Source organism: Pseudomonas sp. NFACC32-1, assembly GCF_900101215.1.
Classification (GTDB): Bacteria; Pseudomonadota; Gammaproteobacteria; order Pseudomonadales; family Pseudomonadaceae; genus Aquipseudomonas.
Window position 1 is genome coordinate 111,146 of record NZ_FMUL01000001.1, and the last position, 16,166, is coordinate 127,311.

The 16,166-nt window shown below is 61.0% G+C and carries 11 protein-coding genes; 8 read left to right on the forward strand and 3 right to left on the reverse strand.

Annotation, left to right across the window (positions count from 1 at the left end; all coding sequences use genetic code 11):
* Positions 1-12 precede the first annotated feature (12 nt).
* Positions 13-1,197 carry a thiolase family protein gene (locus BLP99_RS00500; protein ID WP_092179487.1) on the forward strand — a complete coding sequence of 395 codons (1,185 nt, stop codon included), beginning with the start codon at positions 13-15 and terminating at the stop codon, positions 1,195-1,197.
* Positions 1,198-1,284: 87 nt separating this feature from the next.
* Here the strand turns inward: BLP99_RS00500 and BLP99_RS00505 are convergent, their stop codons facing one another.
* Positions 1,285-1,482, reverse strand: a complete 198-nt coding sequence (locus BLP99_RS00505; RefSeq protein ID WP_072389406.1) for a DUF6316 family protein — start codon at positions 1,480-1,482, stop codon at positions 1,285-1,287.
* 187 nt (positions 1,483-1,669) lie between these two features.
* Between BLP99_RS00505 and BLP99_RS00510 the strand changes: the two genes are divergently transcribed.
* Positions 1,670-2,632: a DMT family transporter gene (locus tag BLP99_RS00510; protein WP_072430270.1), complete on the forward strand. Its 963-nt coding sequence runs from the start codon at positions 1,670-1,672 to the stop codon at positions 2,630-2,632.
* Positions 2,633-2,704: 72 nt separating this feature from the next.
* Here the strand turns inward: BLP99_RS00510 and BLP99_RS00515 are convergent, their stop codons facing one another.
* Positions 2,705-4,099, reverse strand: coding sequence for a class II fumarate hydratase (locus BLP99_RS00515; protein ID WP_092179489.1), 1,395 nt, complete (start codon positions 4,097-4,099; stop codon positions 2,705-2,707).
* Between the two features lie 187 nt (positions 4,100-4,286).
* Here BLP99_RS00515 and BLP99_RS00520 point away from each other — a divergent pair, with 187 nt between their 5' ends.
* The 5 genes from BLP99_RS00520 to BLP99_RS00540 all read left to right on the forward strand — a co-directional run bounded on the left by BLP99_RS00520 (position 4,287) and on the right by BLP99_RS00540 (position 8,629).
* On the forward strand, positions 4,287-4,805 hold the full coding sequence (locus tag BLP99_RS00520) for a DUF2059 domain-containing protein (protein WP_072389400.1): 519 nt from the start codon (positions 4,287-4,289) through the stop codon (positions 4,803-4,805).
* Positions 4,806-4,817: 12 nt separating this feature from the next.
* Positions 4,818-5,117 carry a BolA family protein gene (locus tag BLP99_RS00525; RefSeq protein ID WP_072430272.1) on the forward strand — a complete coding sequence of 100 codons (300 nt, stop codon included), beginning with the start codon at positions 4,818-4,820 and terminating at the stop codon, positions 5,115-5,117.
* Positions 5,118-5,238: 121 nt separating this feature from the next.
* Positions 5,239-6,180 (forward strand): oxygen-dependent tRNA uridine(34) hydroxylase TrhO, encoded by a 942-nt coding sequence (gene trhO, locus BLP99_RS00530; protein ID WP_072389396.1) that lies wholly within the window; start codon positions 5,239-5,241, stop codon positions 6,178-6,180.
* A gap of 3 nt (positions 6,181-6,183) precedes the next feature.
* Positions 6,184-6,819 carry a DsbA family protein gene (locus tag BLP99_RS00535; RefSeq protein WP_072389394.1) on the forward strand — a complete coding sequence of 212 codons (636 nt, stop codon included), beginning with the start codon at positions 6,184-6,186 and terminating at the stop codon, positions 6,817-6,819.
* Positions 6,812-8,629, forward strand: a complete 1,818-nt coding sequence (locus BLP99_RS00540) for an ABC transporter ATP-binding protein (RefSeq protein ID WP_072389392.1) — start codon at positions 6,812-6,814, stop codon at positions 8,627-8,629. Before BLP99_RS00535 ends, BLP99_RS00540 begins: the two co-directional genes overlap by 8 nt.
* Before the next feature lie 66 nt (positions 8,630-8,695).
* Here the strand turns inward: BLP99_RS00540 and BLP99_RS00545 are convergent, their stop codons facing one another.
* Positions 8,696-13,372, reverse strand: a complete 4,677-nt coding sequence (locus BLP99_RS00545) for a deaminase domain-containing protein (RefSeq protein WP_176776486.1) — start codon at positions 13,370-13,372, stop codon at positions 8,696-8,698.
* A gap of 322 nt (positions 13,373-13,694) precedes the next feature.
* On the opposite strand from BLP99_RS00545, the gene BLP99_RS00550 reads away from it, so the two are divergent.
* Positions 13,695-16,154: an EAL domain-containing protein gene (locus BLP99_RS00550; RefSeq protein ID WP_092179493.1), complete on the forward strand. Its 2,460-nt coding sequence runs from the start codon at positions 13,695-13,697 to the stop codon at positions 16,152-16,154.
* The last annotated feature ends 12 nt before the right edge of the window (positions 16,155-16,166 follow it).

The following is a 16,166-nucleotide window of genomic DNA, read 5'->3' on the forward strand; positions in this document are numbered from 1 at the left end:
TGAGGTAGAGCCATGCGTGAAGTGGTGATCGTCGACAGCGTGCGGACCGGCCTGGCCAAGTCCTTTCGCGGCAAGTTCAACCAGACCCGCCCTGACGACATGGCGGCGCACTGTGTCAATGCGCTGTTGACGCGCAACGACATCGACCCGGCCGGAGTCGAGGATTGCATTGTGGGCGCCGGCTCCAACGAAGGGGCGCAGGGCTACAACATCGGTCGTAACGTGGCGGTGCTTTCACGGCTGGGTACCGGCACCGCCGGCATGACCCTCAACCGCTTCTGTTCCTCGGGCCTGCAAGCCATCGCCATCGCCGCCAACCAGATCGCCTCCGGTTGCAGCGACATCATCGTGGCCGGTGGGGTGGAGTCCATCAGCCTGACGATGAAAAGCGTCAATACCGACAACCTGATCAACCCGCTGCTCAAGGAGCAGGTGCCCGGGATCTATTTCCCCATGGGCCAGACGGCCGAAGTGGTGGCGCGCCGTTACCAGGTCAGCCGCGAGGAGCAGGACCGCTACGCCTTGCAGAGCCAGCAACGCACCGCCACGGCCCAGGCGGCCGGGCTGTTCGATGACGAAATCGTCCCGATGACAGTCAAGTACCGGGTCGAGGACAAGAACAGCGGAGCGGTGCAGATCCTCGACGGCGTGGTGGATCGCGACGACTGCAATCGTCCGGATACGACCTATGAAAGCCTGGCGGCCCTCAAGCCGGTGTTCGCCGAAGACGGATCGGTGACGGCGGGCAATTCGTCGCAACTGTCCGATGGCGCCTCGATGACCCTGGTGATGAGCCTGGAAAAAGCCCTCGCGCTGGGACTCAAGCCCAAGGCGTTTTTCCGCGGTTTTACCGTGGCCGGTTGCGAACCGGACGAAATGGGCATCGGCCCGGTATTCTCCGTGCCCAAGCTGCTCAAGGCCAAGGGCCTGCGCGTCGCCGACATCGATCTGTGGGAGCTCAACGAGGCGTTCGCCTCCCAATGCCTGTACAGCCGGAACCGGTTGGAAATCGATAACGAGAAATACAACGTCAATGGCGGTTCGATCGCCATCGGCCATCCGTTCGGCATGACCGGCTCGCGCCAGGTGGGGCACCTGGTGCGTGAACTGCAACGGCGCAACCTGCGCTACGGCATCGTGACCATGTGCGTAGGTGGCGGGATGGGGGCGACAGGGCTATTCGAGGCGGTCAGGTAGCGCCGAATCGCAAAAGACCGAAAACCAGCGTGGCGAGGGCCCTGGCGCCCTTGCCACGATTACTGGGGTAAATGTTGGAGCCGCGTCTCAACTGGCGGCCGCAACGGCTTTCTGTATCCGCTCGATATACGCCGCCACTTCTCGCTCTGCCGCCTCACGGCTGGCAAAGGGGCCTTCCTGGGTGCCTTCCCGGGTACTGAAATAGAATTCGCCGTTGATCCGGCAAATCCGGTCACTGGGAAAGACCATCGCCGGGGCGACGTCCTGGGCGCGTTTGCCAAGCATGGGAACTCCAGAAAGCATCGAGATCAAGTGAATGAAGCTTACGTGTTGCCGTTAACTGGCGCTTGGCCAGTCGATGGACGGCAATGTGCCATTATTTACCCCGGAACTGTTCAAGCCCAACTGTCCCTGTGTGATCGGACAATCTCCAACTAGAATAGTCGCTCTTTTCTTGAGCTTCGGGGATTGCATGCACATTTCGTCCGGTCGCTGGGTCTATGGCCTGTTCCTCGCCCTGCTGACCGCCCTGTTGTGGGGAATCCTGCCGATCAAACTCAAACAGGTGCTGCAAGTGATGGACCCGGTCACCGTGACCTGGTTTCGCTTGCTGGTATCCGGCGGCTTGCTGTTCATCTACCTGGCAGCCACCCGGCGCTTGCCCTCCCGCAAAGTGCTGGGCCCGCGTGGCGGCTGGTTGGTGGCGATGGCGGTGCTGGGGCTGGTGGGCAACTACGTGCTGTACCTGATGGGACTGAACCGCCTGAGCCCGGGCACCGCGCAACTGGTGGTGCAGATGGGGCCGATCATGCTGCTGGTCGCCAGCCTGTTCGTGTTCAAGGAGCGTTTCAGCCTGGGACAGGGCATTGGCCTGCTGGTGTTGCTGGTGGGTTTCGCGCTGTTTTTCAACCAGCGCCTCGCGGAACTGCTGACGTCCTTGAGCGACTACACCGCCGGGGTCTTGCTGGTGTTATTGGCTTCGACGGTCTGGACGTTCTACGCCCTGGGCCAGAAGCAATTGCTGACGGTATGGAATTCCCTGCAGGTGATGATGGTGATCTACCTGTTCTGCGCGTTGCTGCTCACGCCTTGGGTACATCCGTTGGAAGCGCTGCAACTGAGCCCGCTGCAAGGCTGGTTGCTGCTGGCGTGCTGCCTCAATACGCTGATTGCCTATGGTGCATTCGCCGAGGCCCTGGCCCACTGGGAGGCCTCCCGGGTCAGTGCGACCCTGGCCATCACGCCACTGGTGACCTTCGCCGCGGTGGCCCTGGCTGCCTGGTGGTGGCCCGACTATGTCCATGCCGAGCAGATCAACCTGCTGGGGTATGGCGGAGCGGTGCTGGTGGTGCTGGGTTCGGCCCTGGTGGCCCTGGGCCCTTCGCTGCTGGCCGGGCTCAGGGCCCGGCGCGAGCGGTTGGCGCTGGGACGGTAGCGGCCTGGCAGGCGACAGGATGTAGTGTCGACCTGCCCATCGCGAGCAGGCTCGCTCTCCGTCAACCGTGACTCAGCCCTGGCTACCCGCTTCCAGCATGTTTTCCGGACGTACCCAGGTATCGAACTCTTCGTCGGTCAGATACCCCAGTTGCAGCGCCGCTTCACGCAGGGTCAGCCCTTCGCTGTAGGCCTTCTTGGCGATTTCGGCGGACTTGTCGTAGCCGATGTGCGGATTCAGCGCAGTGACCAGCATCAAGCCGCGCTCCAGGTGCGCCGCCATCTGCTCGCCGTCGGGTTCGAGACCGGCGATGCAGTGTTGCTGGAAGTTGCTGCAGCCATCGGCCAGCAGGCGGATCGATTGCAACAGGTTGTGAATGATCACCGGTTTGAACACATTCAGCTGCAGATGGCCCTGGCTGGCGGCGAAACCGATGGCCACGTCGTTGCCCAGGACCTGGCAGGCCAGCATCGACAAGGCTTCGCACTGGGTCGGGTTGACCTTGCCGGGCATGATGGAGCTGCCCGGTTCGTTGGCGGGCAGCTTCACCTCGGCGAAGCCGGCACGAGGCCCGGAGCCCAGCAGGCGCAGGTCGTTGGCAATCTTCATCAGGGTCACGGCAAGGGTCTTCAACGCACCGGACAGCGTAGTCAGGGGCTCATGACCCGCCAGCGCGGCGAACTTGTTCGGCGCGGTGACGAAGGGCAGGCCGGACAACGCCGCCAGTTCAGCGGCAATCGCTTCGCCGAAGCCATGGGGCGAGTTCAGCCCGGTACCCACGGCGGTACCGCCCTGGGCCAGTTCGCAGACCGCCGGCAATGCGGCACGGATCGCCCGCTCGGCGTAGTCGAGCTGGGCAATGAAGGCCGACAGTTCCTGGCCGAAGGTGATGGGGGTGGCATCCATCATGTGGGTACGTCCGGTCTTGACCAACTTCATGTGACGCGCCGCCAGCTCCGCGAGCCCGCCCGACAGTTCGGCGATGGCCGGCAGCAATTGCTGATGGACGGCCTGGGCGGCGGCGATGTGCATGGCGGTAGGGAAGCAGTCGTTGGAGCTCTGGGACCGGTTGACATGGTCGTTGGGGTGCACCGGGGTCTTGCCGCCTCGGGGGTTGCCCGCCAGCTCGTTGGCGCGCCCGGCGATCACTTCGTTCACGTTCATGTTGCTCTGGGTCCCGCTACCGGTCTGCCACACCACCAGGGGGAACTGGTCGTCATGCTGGCCGGCCAGCACTTCGTCGGCCGCCTGCTCGATCAGGCGGGCGATGTCGGCGGGCAGGTCGCCATTGCGGTCATTGACCCGCGCGGCGGCTTTCTTGACCAGCGCCAGGGCATGCAACACCGACAGGGGCATGCGTTCGTCGCCGATGGCAAAGTTGATCATGGAGCGCTGTGTCTGGGCGCCCCAGTAGGCTTCATCGGGGACTTCAACCTGGCCAAGGCTGTCGGTTTCGATACGGCTCATCGGGTAAAACTCCTGTCATCGGATACGCGGTTTGGGCCCTGCTGGGCGGCATCGGTTCCCTCAATGTAGGAGCGGCCCGTTCGGTCCGTCAATCGGACCCGCTCGCCACGGGGTTGAGGCGCGGCGTTTAATAGGCGCAGAATGGTCGCCCCTGGGGTTTTACCTCGCCAGTTAAAAAGGAAACTCGATGACCCGTCTTCGCGCCATCTGTACCGCAGTTGCTCTGGTGTGTGCCAGCGGCCCTGTTTTCGCCGATACCGCCAGCCACAACGCCAGTGCCGAAGCGTTCCTGACCCTGGCTCATGCCGACAAGCTGGGCACCCCGGTGTACATGCAAGTGCAGCAGATGTTTGCCCAACGCTTCGAACAGACCAAGGCTCCCGAGTCGAAGAAAGCCACCCTGGAGACCTACCAGGCCAAGGCCAATGCCGCGCTGGACCAGGCCATTGGCTGGAACAAGCTCAAGCCGGACATGGTCAAGCTCTACACCACCAACTTCAGTGAGTCGGAGCTCAAGGACCTGGTCGCTTTCTATCAGTCGCCCCTGGGCAAGAAAGTCCTGGAAAAGATGCCACAGCTGACCCAGCAGTCCGCCCAACTGACCCAGGCCAAGCTGGAAAGCGCGGTGCCGGTGGTCAACAAGCTGCTGGCCGACATGACCGCCGAGCTTGAACCGAAAGCCGCCCCTGCCAAGAAAAAGCCGTAAGCGGAGCCCGGTATGAGCATGCAACAACGCATCGAATCGACACTCGGGCTCCTGCAGCCCGAGCACCTGCAGGTACTGGATGAAAGCCACATGCACAGCCGTGGGCTTGAGACCCATTACAAGGCGGTGGTGGTCAGCCGGCAGTTCGAGGGGCTCAATCGGGTCAAGCGCCACCAGAAAGTCTATGGCACGCTGGGCGAGCTGATGGGCGAGTTCCATGCGTTGGCGTTGCACACCTACACCCCCGAGGAGTGGGCGCAGATCGACGCGGCCCCTGCTTCGCCGACCTGTGCCGGAGGCAGCAAGCACTGACCCTCGTGCAGCTCCTAAAGCCACGGTGTATTTGCTAGAATCCGCGACGCGCCTGACAAGGGCGCGTTTTTTTTCGCATCCGGTTCACCCTTTACGAGGGTAGCCACCTGGAGAAATACCCATGACACCATCCATTGTCGTGGCGGCACTGTACAAGTTCGTCACCCTGGAAGATTACGTCGAGCTGCGTGAGCCCTTGCTCAAGGCCATGCTCGACAACGGCATCAAAGGTACCTTGCTGATCGCCCAGGAGGGCATCAACGGTACTGTTTCCGGCACCCGTGAAGGCATCGACGGGTTGCTGGCCTGGCTCAGGAACGATCCGCGCATGGTCGATATCGACCACAAGGAATCGTACTGCGACGAGCAGCCTTTCTATCGCACCAAGGTCAAGCTCAAGAAAGAAATCGTCACCCTCGGCGTCGAAGGCGTAGACCCGAACAAGCAGGTCGGTACCTATGTCGAGCCGCGGGACTGGAACGCGTTGATCAGCGATCCGGAGGTGTTGCTGATCGACACCCGTAACGATTACGAAGTGTCCATCGGCACGTTCGAAGGCGCCATCGACCCCAAGACCACCAGCTTCCGCGAGTTTCCCGACTACATCAAAGCCAACTTCGATCCGGCGCGGCACAAGAAGGTCGCGATGTTCTGCACCGGTGGCATTCGCTGCGAGAAGGCCTCCAGCTACATGCTCAGCCAGGGCTTCGACGAAGTCTTCCACCTCAAGGGCGGCATTCTGAAGTATCTGGAAGAGGTGCCCCAGGAAGAAACCAAATGGCGTGGCGACTGCTTTGTGTTCGATAACCGCGTGACCGTGCGCCACGACCTCAGCGAAGGCGACTACGATCAATGTCATGCCTGCCGCACGCCGGTAAGCCTGGAAGATCGCGCTTCGGAGCATTACGTGCCGGGAATCAGTTGCCCGCATTGCTGGGACAAGCTGAGCGAGAAGACCCGCCGCAGCGCCATCGACCGGCAAAAGCAGATCGAGCTGGCCAAGGCGCGCAACATGCCGCATCCGATCGGCTACAACTACAAGCAATCATCGTCCGAGGCCTGAACCATGCCGCCACGCCTGCTCTATGTCATGGATCCCATGTGTTCCTGGTGCTGGGGGTTCGCCCCGGTGGCCGAGGCCCTGGTAGAGCAGGCCCAGGCCCACGGCGTGGAACTGCACCTGGTGGTGGGCGGCCTGCGCACCGGCAGCGGCTCGGCCCTGGAGCCGACGACCCGGCGCTACATCCTCGAACACTGGCAGGCGGTCACCCAGGCCACCGGCCAGCCGTTCAAGCTCGAAGGCGCGTTGCCCGATGGTTTCGTCTATGACACCGAGCCGGCCTGCCGCGCCGTGGTGACGGCCCGTAGCCTGGCGCCGGACCTGGCCTGGAAGCTGCTGAAACTGATCCAGCAGGCTTTTTATGTCGAAGGTCGCGATGTCACCCACGCCAGCGTCCTGGTGGAACTGGCCGAGCAGGCGGGGTTGCCGCGCATCGAGTTCGCCGCTGCGTTCGACCGTGCCGATCAACACGCGGCCACGGCTGCGGATTTCACCTGGGTGCAAGACCTCGGCATCGCCGGATTCCCCACGCTGCTGGCCGAGCGCGACGGCCAGCTGGCCTTGCTCACCAATGGCTACCAGCCCTTGAGCCAGTTGGCTCCATTGCTGGGGCGTTGGCTGGAGCGCGCCGCCTGTGCCTGATCTGCCGGAGGGGACCCCGGGCCCCCAGCGCGTCGATCGATTGAGCTGGGCGGAAATCCGTCGCCTGGCCCTCAAGCACAAGAAGGCCCTGTGGATCGCCAACGGCGTGGCCGTACTGGCGACGTTGTGCAGCGTGCCGATCCCCTTGCTGTTGCCGCTGCTGGTGGACGAGGTGCTGCTGGGCCATGGCGACGCGGCGCTGAAGATAATGAACCATGCGCTGCCGTTGGGCTGGCAGAGCGCTGCCGGTTATATCGGGCTGATGTTGCTGGCGACCCTGGCCCTGCGGTGCGGCGCGCTGCTGTTCAACGTACTGCAGGCGCGGTTGTTCGCGAGACTGGCCAAGGACATCGTCTATCGCATCCGTATCCGCTTGATCGACCGCCTCAAGCGCATCTCCCTGGGCGAATACGAAAGCCTGGGCAGCGGCACCGTGGCGGCCCACCTGGTCACCGACCTGGATACCCTCGACAAATTCGTCGGCGAGACGCTCAGCCGGTTCCTGGTGGCGATGCTGACCCTGGTGGGCACGGCCGGCATTCTTGTGTGGATGCATTGGAAACTGGCGTTGTTGATCCTGTTGTTCAACCCGCTGGTGATCTACGCCACCGTGCAGTTGGGCAAACGGGTCAAGCACCTCAAGAAACTGGAAAACGACAGCACGTCGCGCTTCACCCAGGCCCTGACTGAAACCCTGGACGCGATCCAGGAGGTGCGGGCCGGTAACCGGCAGGGTTTTTTCCTTGGCCGGCTGGGGTTGCGCGCCCGGGAAGTGCGCGATTATGCGGTCAACTCCCAGTGGAAAAGCGACGCGTCGAGCCGGGCCAGTGGTTTGCTGTTCCAGTTCGGCATCGATATCTTCCGCGCCGCGGCGATGCTCACCGTACTGTTTTCCGATCTTTCCATCGGCCAGATGCTGGCGGTGTTCAGCTACCTCTGGTTCATGATCGGTCCGGTGGAACAACTGCTGAACCTGCAATACGCCTATTATGCGGCGGGCGGAGCCTTGAGCCGCATCAACGAATTGCTGGCGCGTGCCGACGAGCCGCAATACAAGGGCACGGTCGATCCGTTCCTGGGGCAGGACACCCTCGGCATCGATATCCAGGGATTGAGCTTCGGTTATGGCGAGGAGCTGGTGCTCGACCAACTGAACCTGTCCATCGCGCCTGGTGAAAAAGTCGCCATCGTCGGGGCCAGCGGCGGTGGCAAGAGCACCCTGGTGCAGCTGTTGCTGGGGCTGTATACACCGCAGTCGGGCAGCATTCGCTTTGGTGGCGTCACTCAGGAGGACATCGGTCTGGAGACCATCCGTGAACACGTCGCAGTGGTGCTGCAACACCCGGCGCTGTTCAATGACACGGTCCGGGCCAACCTGACCATGGGCCGCGAGCGCAGCGACGAAGCCTGCTGGCGGGCGCTGGAAATTGCGCAGTTGCACAGCACGATTCGCGAATTGCCCGCCGGCCTGGACAGCGTCGTCGGGCGTTCCGGGGTGCGTCTATCCGGTGGCCAACGCCAGCGCCTGGCGATTGCGCGCATGGTCCTGGCCGAACCCAAGGTGGTGATCCTCGACGAGGCGACCTCGGCCCTGGACGCTGCCACCGAATACAACCTGCACCAGGCACTGGCCCGATTCCTGAGCCATCGCACCACCCTGGTCATCGCTCACCGGCTGTCGGCCGTCAAGCAGGCCGACCGGGTGCTGGTATTCGACGGTGGGAAAATCGCCGAGGACGGGGACCATCAGCAACTGATGGCCGATGGCGGTCTGTACGCCAAGCTTTATGGCCATCTGCAGCAGCACTAGGCTCTGAAACACCAGGCCAGGCACTGCCTGGCCTTCGTCTAGAGATACTTTCAATAGCGCCTGGTTTCAGTCTGAATCGGTTGACGTGCCAAGCTCCGTGGCCGGACGCTTGCGGCGTTGCCCCCAGATGACATTCAGGGCATCGGCGCCGCGCTCGTGGCCGAATTCCTTCATGACAATCGAGCAGGATTCGCAGGGCGGCAAGGTGGTCGCCACGGTGATGGACTTGATGTCCCCAGGATCCGGATACTTTTCACTGATGTAGCCGATCAGCTTGCTTTCACTGTCTGCGGTCGTGATGCGGCCCAGCCTGTCCGAACCGGAACTGCCCGTCGCATCCATCAAGTGGGGAATCGCCAAAAGCTTCCCGTCGGGGCTGAGGCTAAGGGCTGCGGGATCGATGGGATTCCTGATGGCGTCTACGTTGAAATAGCTGACGTCGTTCAAGGTGATTTCGCTCAAGCCATTGCTGGATTTGAACAGTGGCAGGTGCCGGGTATAGTCCTCGATGCCGGAAACGCTGACGTAGACTTCATTTTTCCCCGAGGCGGTGGTGACGCTGGCGAAGGCGATGTTCTTGGGGTTTTGCGTCGGGAGGATTTTCTGCAACTCCCGCATGGCGTCGTCGATGGTGACAGGACGGGTCGCCGATTGCGGGGCAACGGCGATGGACGGGTCCGTAAACAAAGCCTCGAAGATATTCGCTGTCGACTTTTGCAACGCCTCGGGTGCCTGCCTGGAAGGCTTCCACACGGCCGCTCCGGTAGGCAGGTCGGCCACGATCATTCTTGTCCGGCGATCGAAAAGCACGGCCTCGGCCGAATACGTATTGACCTTCACCCACTTCATATTGGAAGGCGGATGGACAGGGGCACCGATGGGAATCGAAATTTCATCGATCTTGTCCAGCGCCAGTTCGACCTGGTCTCTTCCATAGATCCTTGCAGCGTTGTTCGCGTTCAGCGAGCCGATGTAGACCCTTTGGAGCTCCTCGCCGGGCGTGCCTGGCATCAGGTCTTCGGGGCCCAGCTTTTTCAGGATCAACGGGCCCTCGAGGCTGTCGGTGGACGGTAATCTCGTCATGTAGTAATCGTCGAAATTCAGGCGGGTGAAGACGTAATTGAATTTCTCGTCGATGGATCGAATGATGAGCGCGCCGGTCACGTGTGTGTCATCGATGCCCTCTGCCGTCCCGGATACTCTGATCCCTCCATAGAGGCCGGTCTGGAATTCCAGCGTCGCATCGACGGTTTCCCTGGGAATCGGGGTCTTGCTGGTGAGGCCGATCCATTCCGGCCGTCCTTTGTAGGTATTGAGCTTGCCGCCCTTGAGCTCATAGATTTTCCCCTCGAACGCCAACAGCGCCCGGTCGTTGGCCGACTTGGGTATGGAGGGATAGAGCGTCGTATCGCCGAACCACGGCGCCCAGCTCGGCTCCGCGCTGAACTCTCCCGAAGGTGGACGCTCGGCAGGCTTGTCCTGCAGGACATACCGGGTCTTGCAAATTTCATCGGGAGCCCGACGGACACGGCATGGTTGTTTCCTGAGGGTTTCACTGGCATCCAGCTGACTGGCGCGACGCAGGGTGCCGTCCGCCAGGCGATAGGGCACGTCATCCAGATAAAGCGTACGGCTGCCGTCGACTTCGAGCTGTTCGCGTATGTGGCTTCTTTGCGGGACCTCGACAATGACATCGGTGTCAGTGCGGGCCAGGGTGTTGTAGTGGGAGCGGCCCAGGGACAATTCGGGCACGTCCTTGGACAGGGATGGGCCGTAAGGCTTGTCGGAAAACGGGTCGATCAAGCGGTAGTCGGTTTTGCCGGACGCCCCGACGTTGCGTACCAGGACATCATCGACCCCGCGCACCGCACCGAGCTGGTCATGGTTGGCCAGCGGTCGCCATCTTCCCGGATCCGTGGCCTGGGACATGCCTTTTACAAAATCGTAGTGGCCGGCTCTGCCGCTCAGGACCTTCAGGTTGAAATAGCCTTTTTTCCCGAGCCGGTATGCACTCTGGCCACCTGCTTGAAACAGGGATGGGATTGCATCGAGGGGATTGAGCGTTGCGTTGAGCAAGGTGCCCGTGAGTTTCGCGAAGGCGGGCAACGTTTCGCCAAAACTCCATTTGCCCACCGTCCGGATCAGCTTCAGCGAGCCCGAGGCGAATTTGCCGATGGGAAGGACAAACGAGGCGAAGTCGATGAACAGGCCAAACGCACCACTGACCAGGCGATCGCGATCGCCTGAGCTGAGGTCTTCGATACTGCTCCAGAAAGGTACGAGCATTTTGGTCAGGTCGATGACTTTCTTGCGCTTGGCTTTTTCATGGTCGAACTCCGTGGCGCCATAACAACTGTCGTGCAGTTCCTTTTCATCCACGAACAGCAGGTGCTGGGCAATGTGTTGAGTGATCCTTTGGGTGACTTTCGATTCCAATGTGCGGGGCAAGGCGCTGTCATCATCGCGTTCCATCGGCTCAAGGGTGTCGCCCAACTGATCCAGGATGGCCTGGCATTGCCTATCGGCAGCGGGAATGGTGCCCTTTACATGGGCGTCCCAATCGAAAGGAAGGATTTTGGTACGCACTACGCTCGCGTTTACGGAAGAGCCGCGGCTGACTCGCCATTTCTCTGTCTTCAGCTCGCCGCCCAGGTGTTGCTCGGTGATATCCGGTCGGCGGCGGATCACGCCGGCGCGGGGCAGGACTTCGTAATAGGAGGTGCGGCTGTCCCGTGTCGCCGCCAGGACGAAGCCGTTACGCGCACGCAGTGGGCGCTTCTTGTCTTCCGACTCGTTCGCCGCCTCGGTTCCCATGATCGCTTGTCTCAAGGTGTAGACCTTGACCGATCCATACTCCAGCGCATGACGGTCGGCCAGGGGAAGAGAGGCGAGTTGATGGGCGATCAATGTCCGGTAGGCGTTTCTGATCAGGTTGAGGTAGATCTTGAAGTGCGTGGCAAATGTCTCCTCGATATCCGGCAATGTTCTGCGCTCGAGGGCAATGGCGGACAGATGCGGCCATGGCAGATTGCTCTGCACGGTTCGGTCGTCGTCGATACTCAACCAGGCGTTCGTCGAGTATTTCCCATCCGGCCCGGTGATGAACCATCTTTTTCCCTGAAGCTGCCCGGAGGCATAGACATCCACGAATGAATACGCGTCAGGCGCGGGCCTGCCGATAGGAGCCATCAGCCGAAGTTGCGGTGCGGTATAGAAGGCGTTCGCTTCCTTGACCAGCTTGCGGCCGTCCGACACGAACAGGCTCTCGCCAAAAAACCTGGCCATCTTCGCCCTGGCAATGTTCAGTCGTTCGGGGGGCGGGCTATCAAGCCAGCGGATAGCGCGGTTCAGGCTTTCGACTTCGGAGTCGAGCCTCTTTGCGGCCTCCTGTATGTCTTGCGCCGGATAGTTGGCATCCTCCCTATAGGCAATCAACCCGTTCGTCAGGGCCCATTCCAGCATCGGTTTCAATCGGGTCAGGGTGATCAGTTTCAGTTCTTCGGCTGTCGCTCCAATGGCCTGCCTGATGGGCAGGTCCACCAGTTGCTGGAAGTCCAGGCGTTGCAGCAACAGAGGATCGATCGCCTGGGCCAGGTGAACCCCGTGGACGAAATTCACCCAGACAGTGGAGCTTCGGTAGGGCAGTTGCGGCGGTATATCGCGAACCTGGAACTCCAGGGGGAACAACGGCAGGAAAAGGCCGGCGATCAGAATGGATTCATTCACCGACGTGGCGCGCCCCGATGCGACCAGGTGTGCCTCGAAGCCGGCCTGGATTTCCTGGTAGCTCTTGCCCCAATGGGCTGACTTTTGCCAGCGGTAGCCAGCGATGCCCTCCGGGCCTGCGGTCGGAACCGAGGTGATCCACAGGCGAAGGGCCTTGACCAGCAAGCCGGTACGTATTCCCGGAGCGCTGTTCTCGCCGTCCCTGCCGCCGAACCAGTCCAGGGCCAGCAGCAGCCTGGCGGCCAGCGCCTGGGCCCTTGGCGACAGCAGGATTTGCTCCAGGTACATCGACGGTTTTGCGCGGAGCGTTTGTGTTGCCAGGCGGGTGATATCCCGGGCACCGAGATAGTCCAGCAGGGATGTCTGCGGCGTGGGCAGGAATTGACGCACTGTTTCGATGACCAGGCGGTCGTCCATCGCTTGCGCGGGTGTCGGTTCCAGGTTCGGTTCGTCGAGCCTGATGCCGTGCCAGAGCCCCAATGAATGGCGAGCGCGTTTCTCTTCCAGGGTGTCGAGGGTGGCCTGGCGTTGTTGGGCATCTTGCGGATCCCAGGCCGCAATGCCATAGAACCGGGTCATTCTGGCGAGTGAAAACTGGCCATCGAAGCGAATCTTTCCAGCCAGTCGGAGTGCCGACTTTTCGATGTTTGCCAACAACTCTTTCCAGGCGGTTTGTTTGTCGAGTTCAAGCCGGATGACGGTGGTGTCGTTCTTCTTGCGTGCGAAGTAATGGGCCTGGCCGTCCTTCAATATCACGGTCAATTCATTGAATGAAGCGTCCAGGGTGGCGCACAGTGACTGGTAATCCTTGTTTTCCATCAGCGCTCGCAGTGCCTGCTGGCCGATTGCGTTTTCCAGGGCCATGGGAGAACAGGGTTGGGGTGTCAGTAGTCTGTCGATGAACTTGTCCGTGGGTGTTTCATTGTTTCGGATAAGTGCCAACAGCGCGTCATACTCCGCCAGCAGGCCCTGATGCGCCTGGGCCTGGGAGGGCCATTGGTGCTGTGGAGAATTCATTGAAAGATCGAACGAGGGCAACGGGTGCATAAAGAGTCCCTGGTGATAAACGAAGGGGCTCCAGGCCCACTTCAAAAGTGCCGGCCGGAGCAGTCCCCTATCCCATCAATCAGGGAAAAACAGTGGTGGTAGATATATATGGCGCCCCGGTGTTTTCTAACTTTTCCGGTTAGTGCCTGTGACAGGCATCGACGAGATTTCACGCATTCGAGAGACGGGGACGTTAAATGATGTCCGGCCTCTTGCGAGGAACTGCTGCGCCTCCTAGTCTTGTTGGAATGATCGGTCTTTAGGCTGGTCGACGAGCCTATACAGGGACCTCATGAATCAAGCGCGGACTCTCGGAACTCCCCGGTTGTTGGGCATCGTATGGCCTTTTATCGCCGTTGTTCTGTTTCAGGCCTTGCTGGGGGGCGTCAGTCTTTACGTATTGTCGGCGGTTCGTGGTTATGTGGCCGGGGAAAGCCTCTGGTCCAAGGGGCAGAAAGACGCGATCTATTACCTGAACCTCTACGCCGACAGCCGCGACGAGGCGATTTTCCGCAAATACCAGCTGGCCATCGCCGTGCCCGAAGGCGGGCATGAACTGCGGGTGGCGCTGGATCGCCAGCCACCGGACCTGGAGGCGGCGCGGACAGGCATTCTCAAGGGAGGCAATCACCCGGACGACGTCTCCAGCCTGATCTGGCTCTACCTGAATTTTCGCCACTTCAGTTACCTGGAAGAAGCCATCGACCTCTGGACGGTGGGTGACAGTTACCTGATAGAACTGAACAACGTCGCCCGGCAGATGCACGAGAGCATTTCCCAGGGCAAGGCCACGGACATCGATATCCGCGGCTGGAAGGCACGAATCTTTGCCATCAACGATTCCGTCACCCCGGCTGCCAAGGCGTTCAGCGACGCCTTGGGGGAGGGGTCGCGCTTTATCCTGCGCCTGCTGTTGGTGACCAACTTCGCCACCGCCCTGGGGCTGATTGTCCTGGCGTTGTTGCGCACCCACAAACTGCTGGCCCAGCGGCAGGTTTTCGCCAATGCGCTGCAAGTGGAGAAGGAACGGGCACAGATCACCCTGCAATCCATCGGCGACGGGGTCATCACTACCGATGTCGAGGGCGCCATTGCCTATATGAATCCCGCGGCCGAGGCGATGACCCATTGGAAAGCCGAGCACGCCACCGGGCTGCCCCTGGCCGCGCTGTTCAATCTGCTGGACGACAACGCCCAGACCGAAGGCCTGACCCTGATCGAGCACATCCTCAGCGGGCGGCTCGGCGGGGGCAGCGAGCATTCCAAACTGATCCAGCGGCTGGATGGCAGTACCGTTTCGGTAACGCTCGTAGGGGCGCCAATCCGCCATGCCGGCAAGGTCAGCGGCGCCGTGCTGGTCCTGCACGACATGACCCAGGAGCGTCAGTACATCGCCAACCTGTCCTGGCAGGCCACCCACGACGCCTTGACTGGCCTGGCGAACCGCCGGGAGTTCGAATATCGCCTCGAACAGGCCTTGCATAACCTGACGCGCCAGTCCGGGCGGCATGCCTTGATGTTCCTGGACCTGGATCAGTTCAAGCTGGTCAACGACACTTGTGGCCATGCGGCAGGCGACGAGCTGCTTCGTCATATCTGTGCCTTGCTGCAATCGGGGCTGCGGGAAAACGATACATTGGCCCGTCTGGGTGGGGATGAATTCGGGATCCTGCTGGAGAACTGCGCGCCGGACGCTGCGGAGAAGATCGCCGAAGGACTGCGCCAGACCGTGCAGAACCTGCACTTCGTCTGGAAGGGCCGGCCATTCGTGACCACCGTGAGCATCGGGCTGGTGCATATCGCCCAGAACCCGACGACGCTGGAGGCGTCCCTGCGTGCCGCGGACATGGCCTGCTACATGGCCAAGGAGAAGGGCCGCAACCGGGTTCAGGTCTATCACGCCGACGATTCGGAACTGTCCCTGCGCTTCGGCGAAATGGCCTGGGTCCAGCGCCTGCACATGGCTCTGGAGGAAAACCGTTTCTGTCTCTATGCCCAGGAAATCGCCGCGCTGGGGCCGGGGGAACACGGTGGTGGACATATCGAGATCCTGTTGCGCCTGCATGACGAAGCCGGGCGGATGATCCTGCCGGACAGCTTCATACCGGCCGCCGAGCGTTACGGCCTGATGACTTCCCTGGACCGTTGGGTGGTGGAAAACGTCTTCAGGATCATTCGCCAGTGCCTGAATGAGTCGCCCCAAGGCCCCATGGCCATGTGTGCGATAAATCTGTCAGGCACTACTATCGGAGATCAGGCATTCCTTGATTTCCTGCGTAAACAATTCGCGGCTTATTCAGTCCCGCCAGAAATGATTTGTTTTGAAATAACCGAGACCAGCGCTATTTCGAATTTGGGTAGTGCGATCCGCTTTATCAATGAACTCAAGGGGTTGGGTTGTTATTTCTCTCTGGATGACTTTTGTGCCGGAATGTCTTCGTTCGCTTACTTGAAACATTTACCTGTAGACTTCCTGAAGATCGACGGGAGTTTCGTAAAGGATATGCTGGACGACCCGATTAACCGTGCAATGGTCGAAGTGATCAATCACATCGGCCACGTCATGGGTAAGCGCACGATTGCCGAGTTCGTTGAGACTGCCCAGATCGAGCAGGCACTGCTGGAGATTGGCGTGGATTACGCTCAAGGGTATGTAATCGAGCGCCCGCAATTGTTTACCTGTGATACGTTGCAATGTAGGCCGGCCCGGCCCCAGCCGTTGTTATTCAAGGCCCCCGGCACGTTCCGCTGAGCCTCTTGTTGA

Excerpts from the sequence above, each read along its gene's own strand:
- BLP99_RS00500 (WP_092179487.1), top strand. The coding sequence starts at position 13 with ATGCGTGAAGTGGTGATCGTCGACAGCGTGCGGACCGGCCTGGCCAAG.
- BLP99_RS00505 (WP_072389406.1), bottom strand. The coding sequence starts at position 1,482 with ATGCTTGGCAAACGCGCCCAGGACGTCGCCCCGGCGATGGTCTTTCCC.
- BLP99_RS00510 (WP_072430270.1), top strand. The coding sequence starts at position 1,670 with ATGCACATTTCGTCCGGTCGCTGGGTCTATGGCCTGTTCCTCGCCCTG.
- BLP99_RS00515 (WP_092179489.1), bottom strand. The coding sequence starts at position 4,099 with ATGAGCCGTATCGAAACCGACAGCCTTGGCCAGGTTGAAGTCCCCGAT.
- BLP99_RS00520 (WP_072389400.1), top strand. The coding sequence starts at position 4,287 with ATGACCCGTCTTCGCGCCATCTGTACCGCAGTTGCTCTGGTGTGTGCC.
- BLP99_RS00525 (WP_072430272.1), top strand. The coding sequence starts at position 4,818 with ATGAGCATGCAACAACGCATCGAATCGACACTCGGGCTCCTGCAGCCC.
- trhO (WP_072389396.1), top strand. The coding sequence starts at position 5,239 with ATGACACCATCCATTGTCGTGGCGGCACTGTACAAGTTCGTCACCCTG.
- BLP99_RS00535 (WP_072389394.1), top strand. The coding sequence starts at position 6,184 with ATGCCGCCACGCCTGCTCTATGTCATGGATCCCATGTGTTCCTGGTGC.
- BLP99_RS00545 (WP_176776486.1), bottom strand. The coding sequence starts at position 13,372 with ATGAATTCTCCACAGCACCAATGGCCCTCCCAGGCCCAGGCGCATCAG.
- BLP99_RS00550 (WP_092179493.1), top strand. The coding sequence starts at position 13,695 with ATGAATCAAGCGCGGACTCTCGGAACTCCCCGGTTGTTGGGCATCGTA.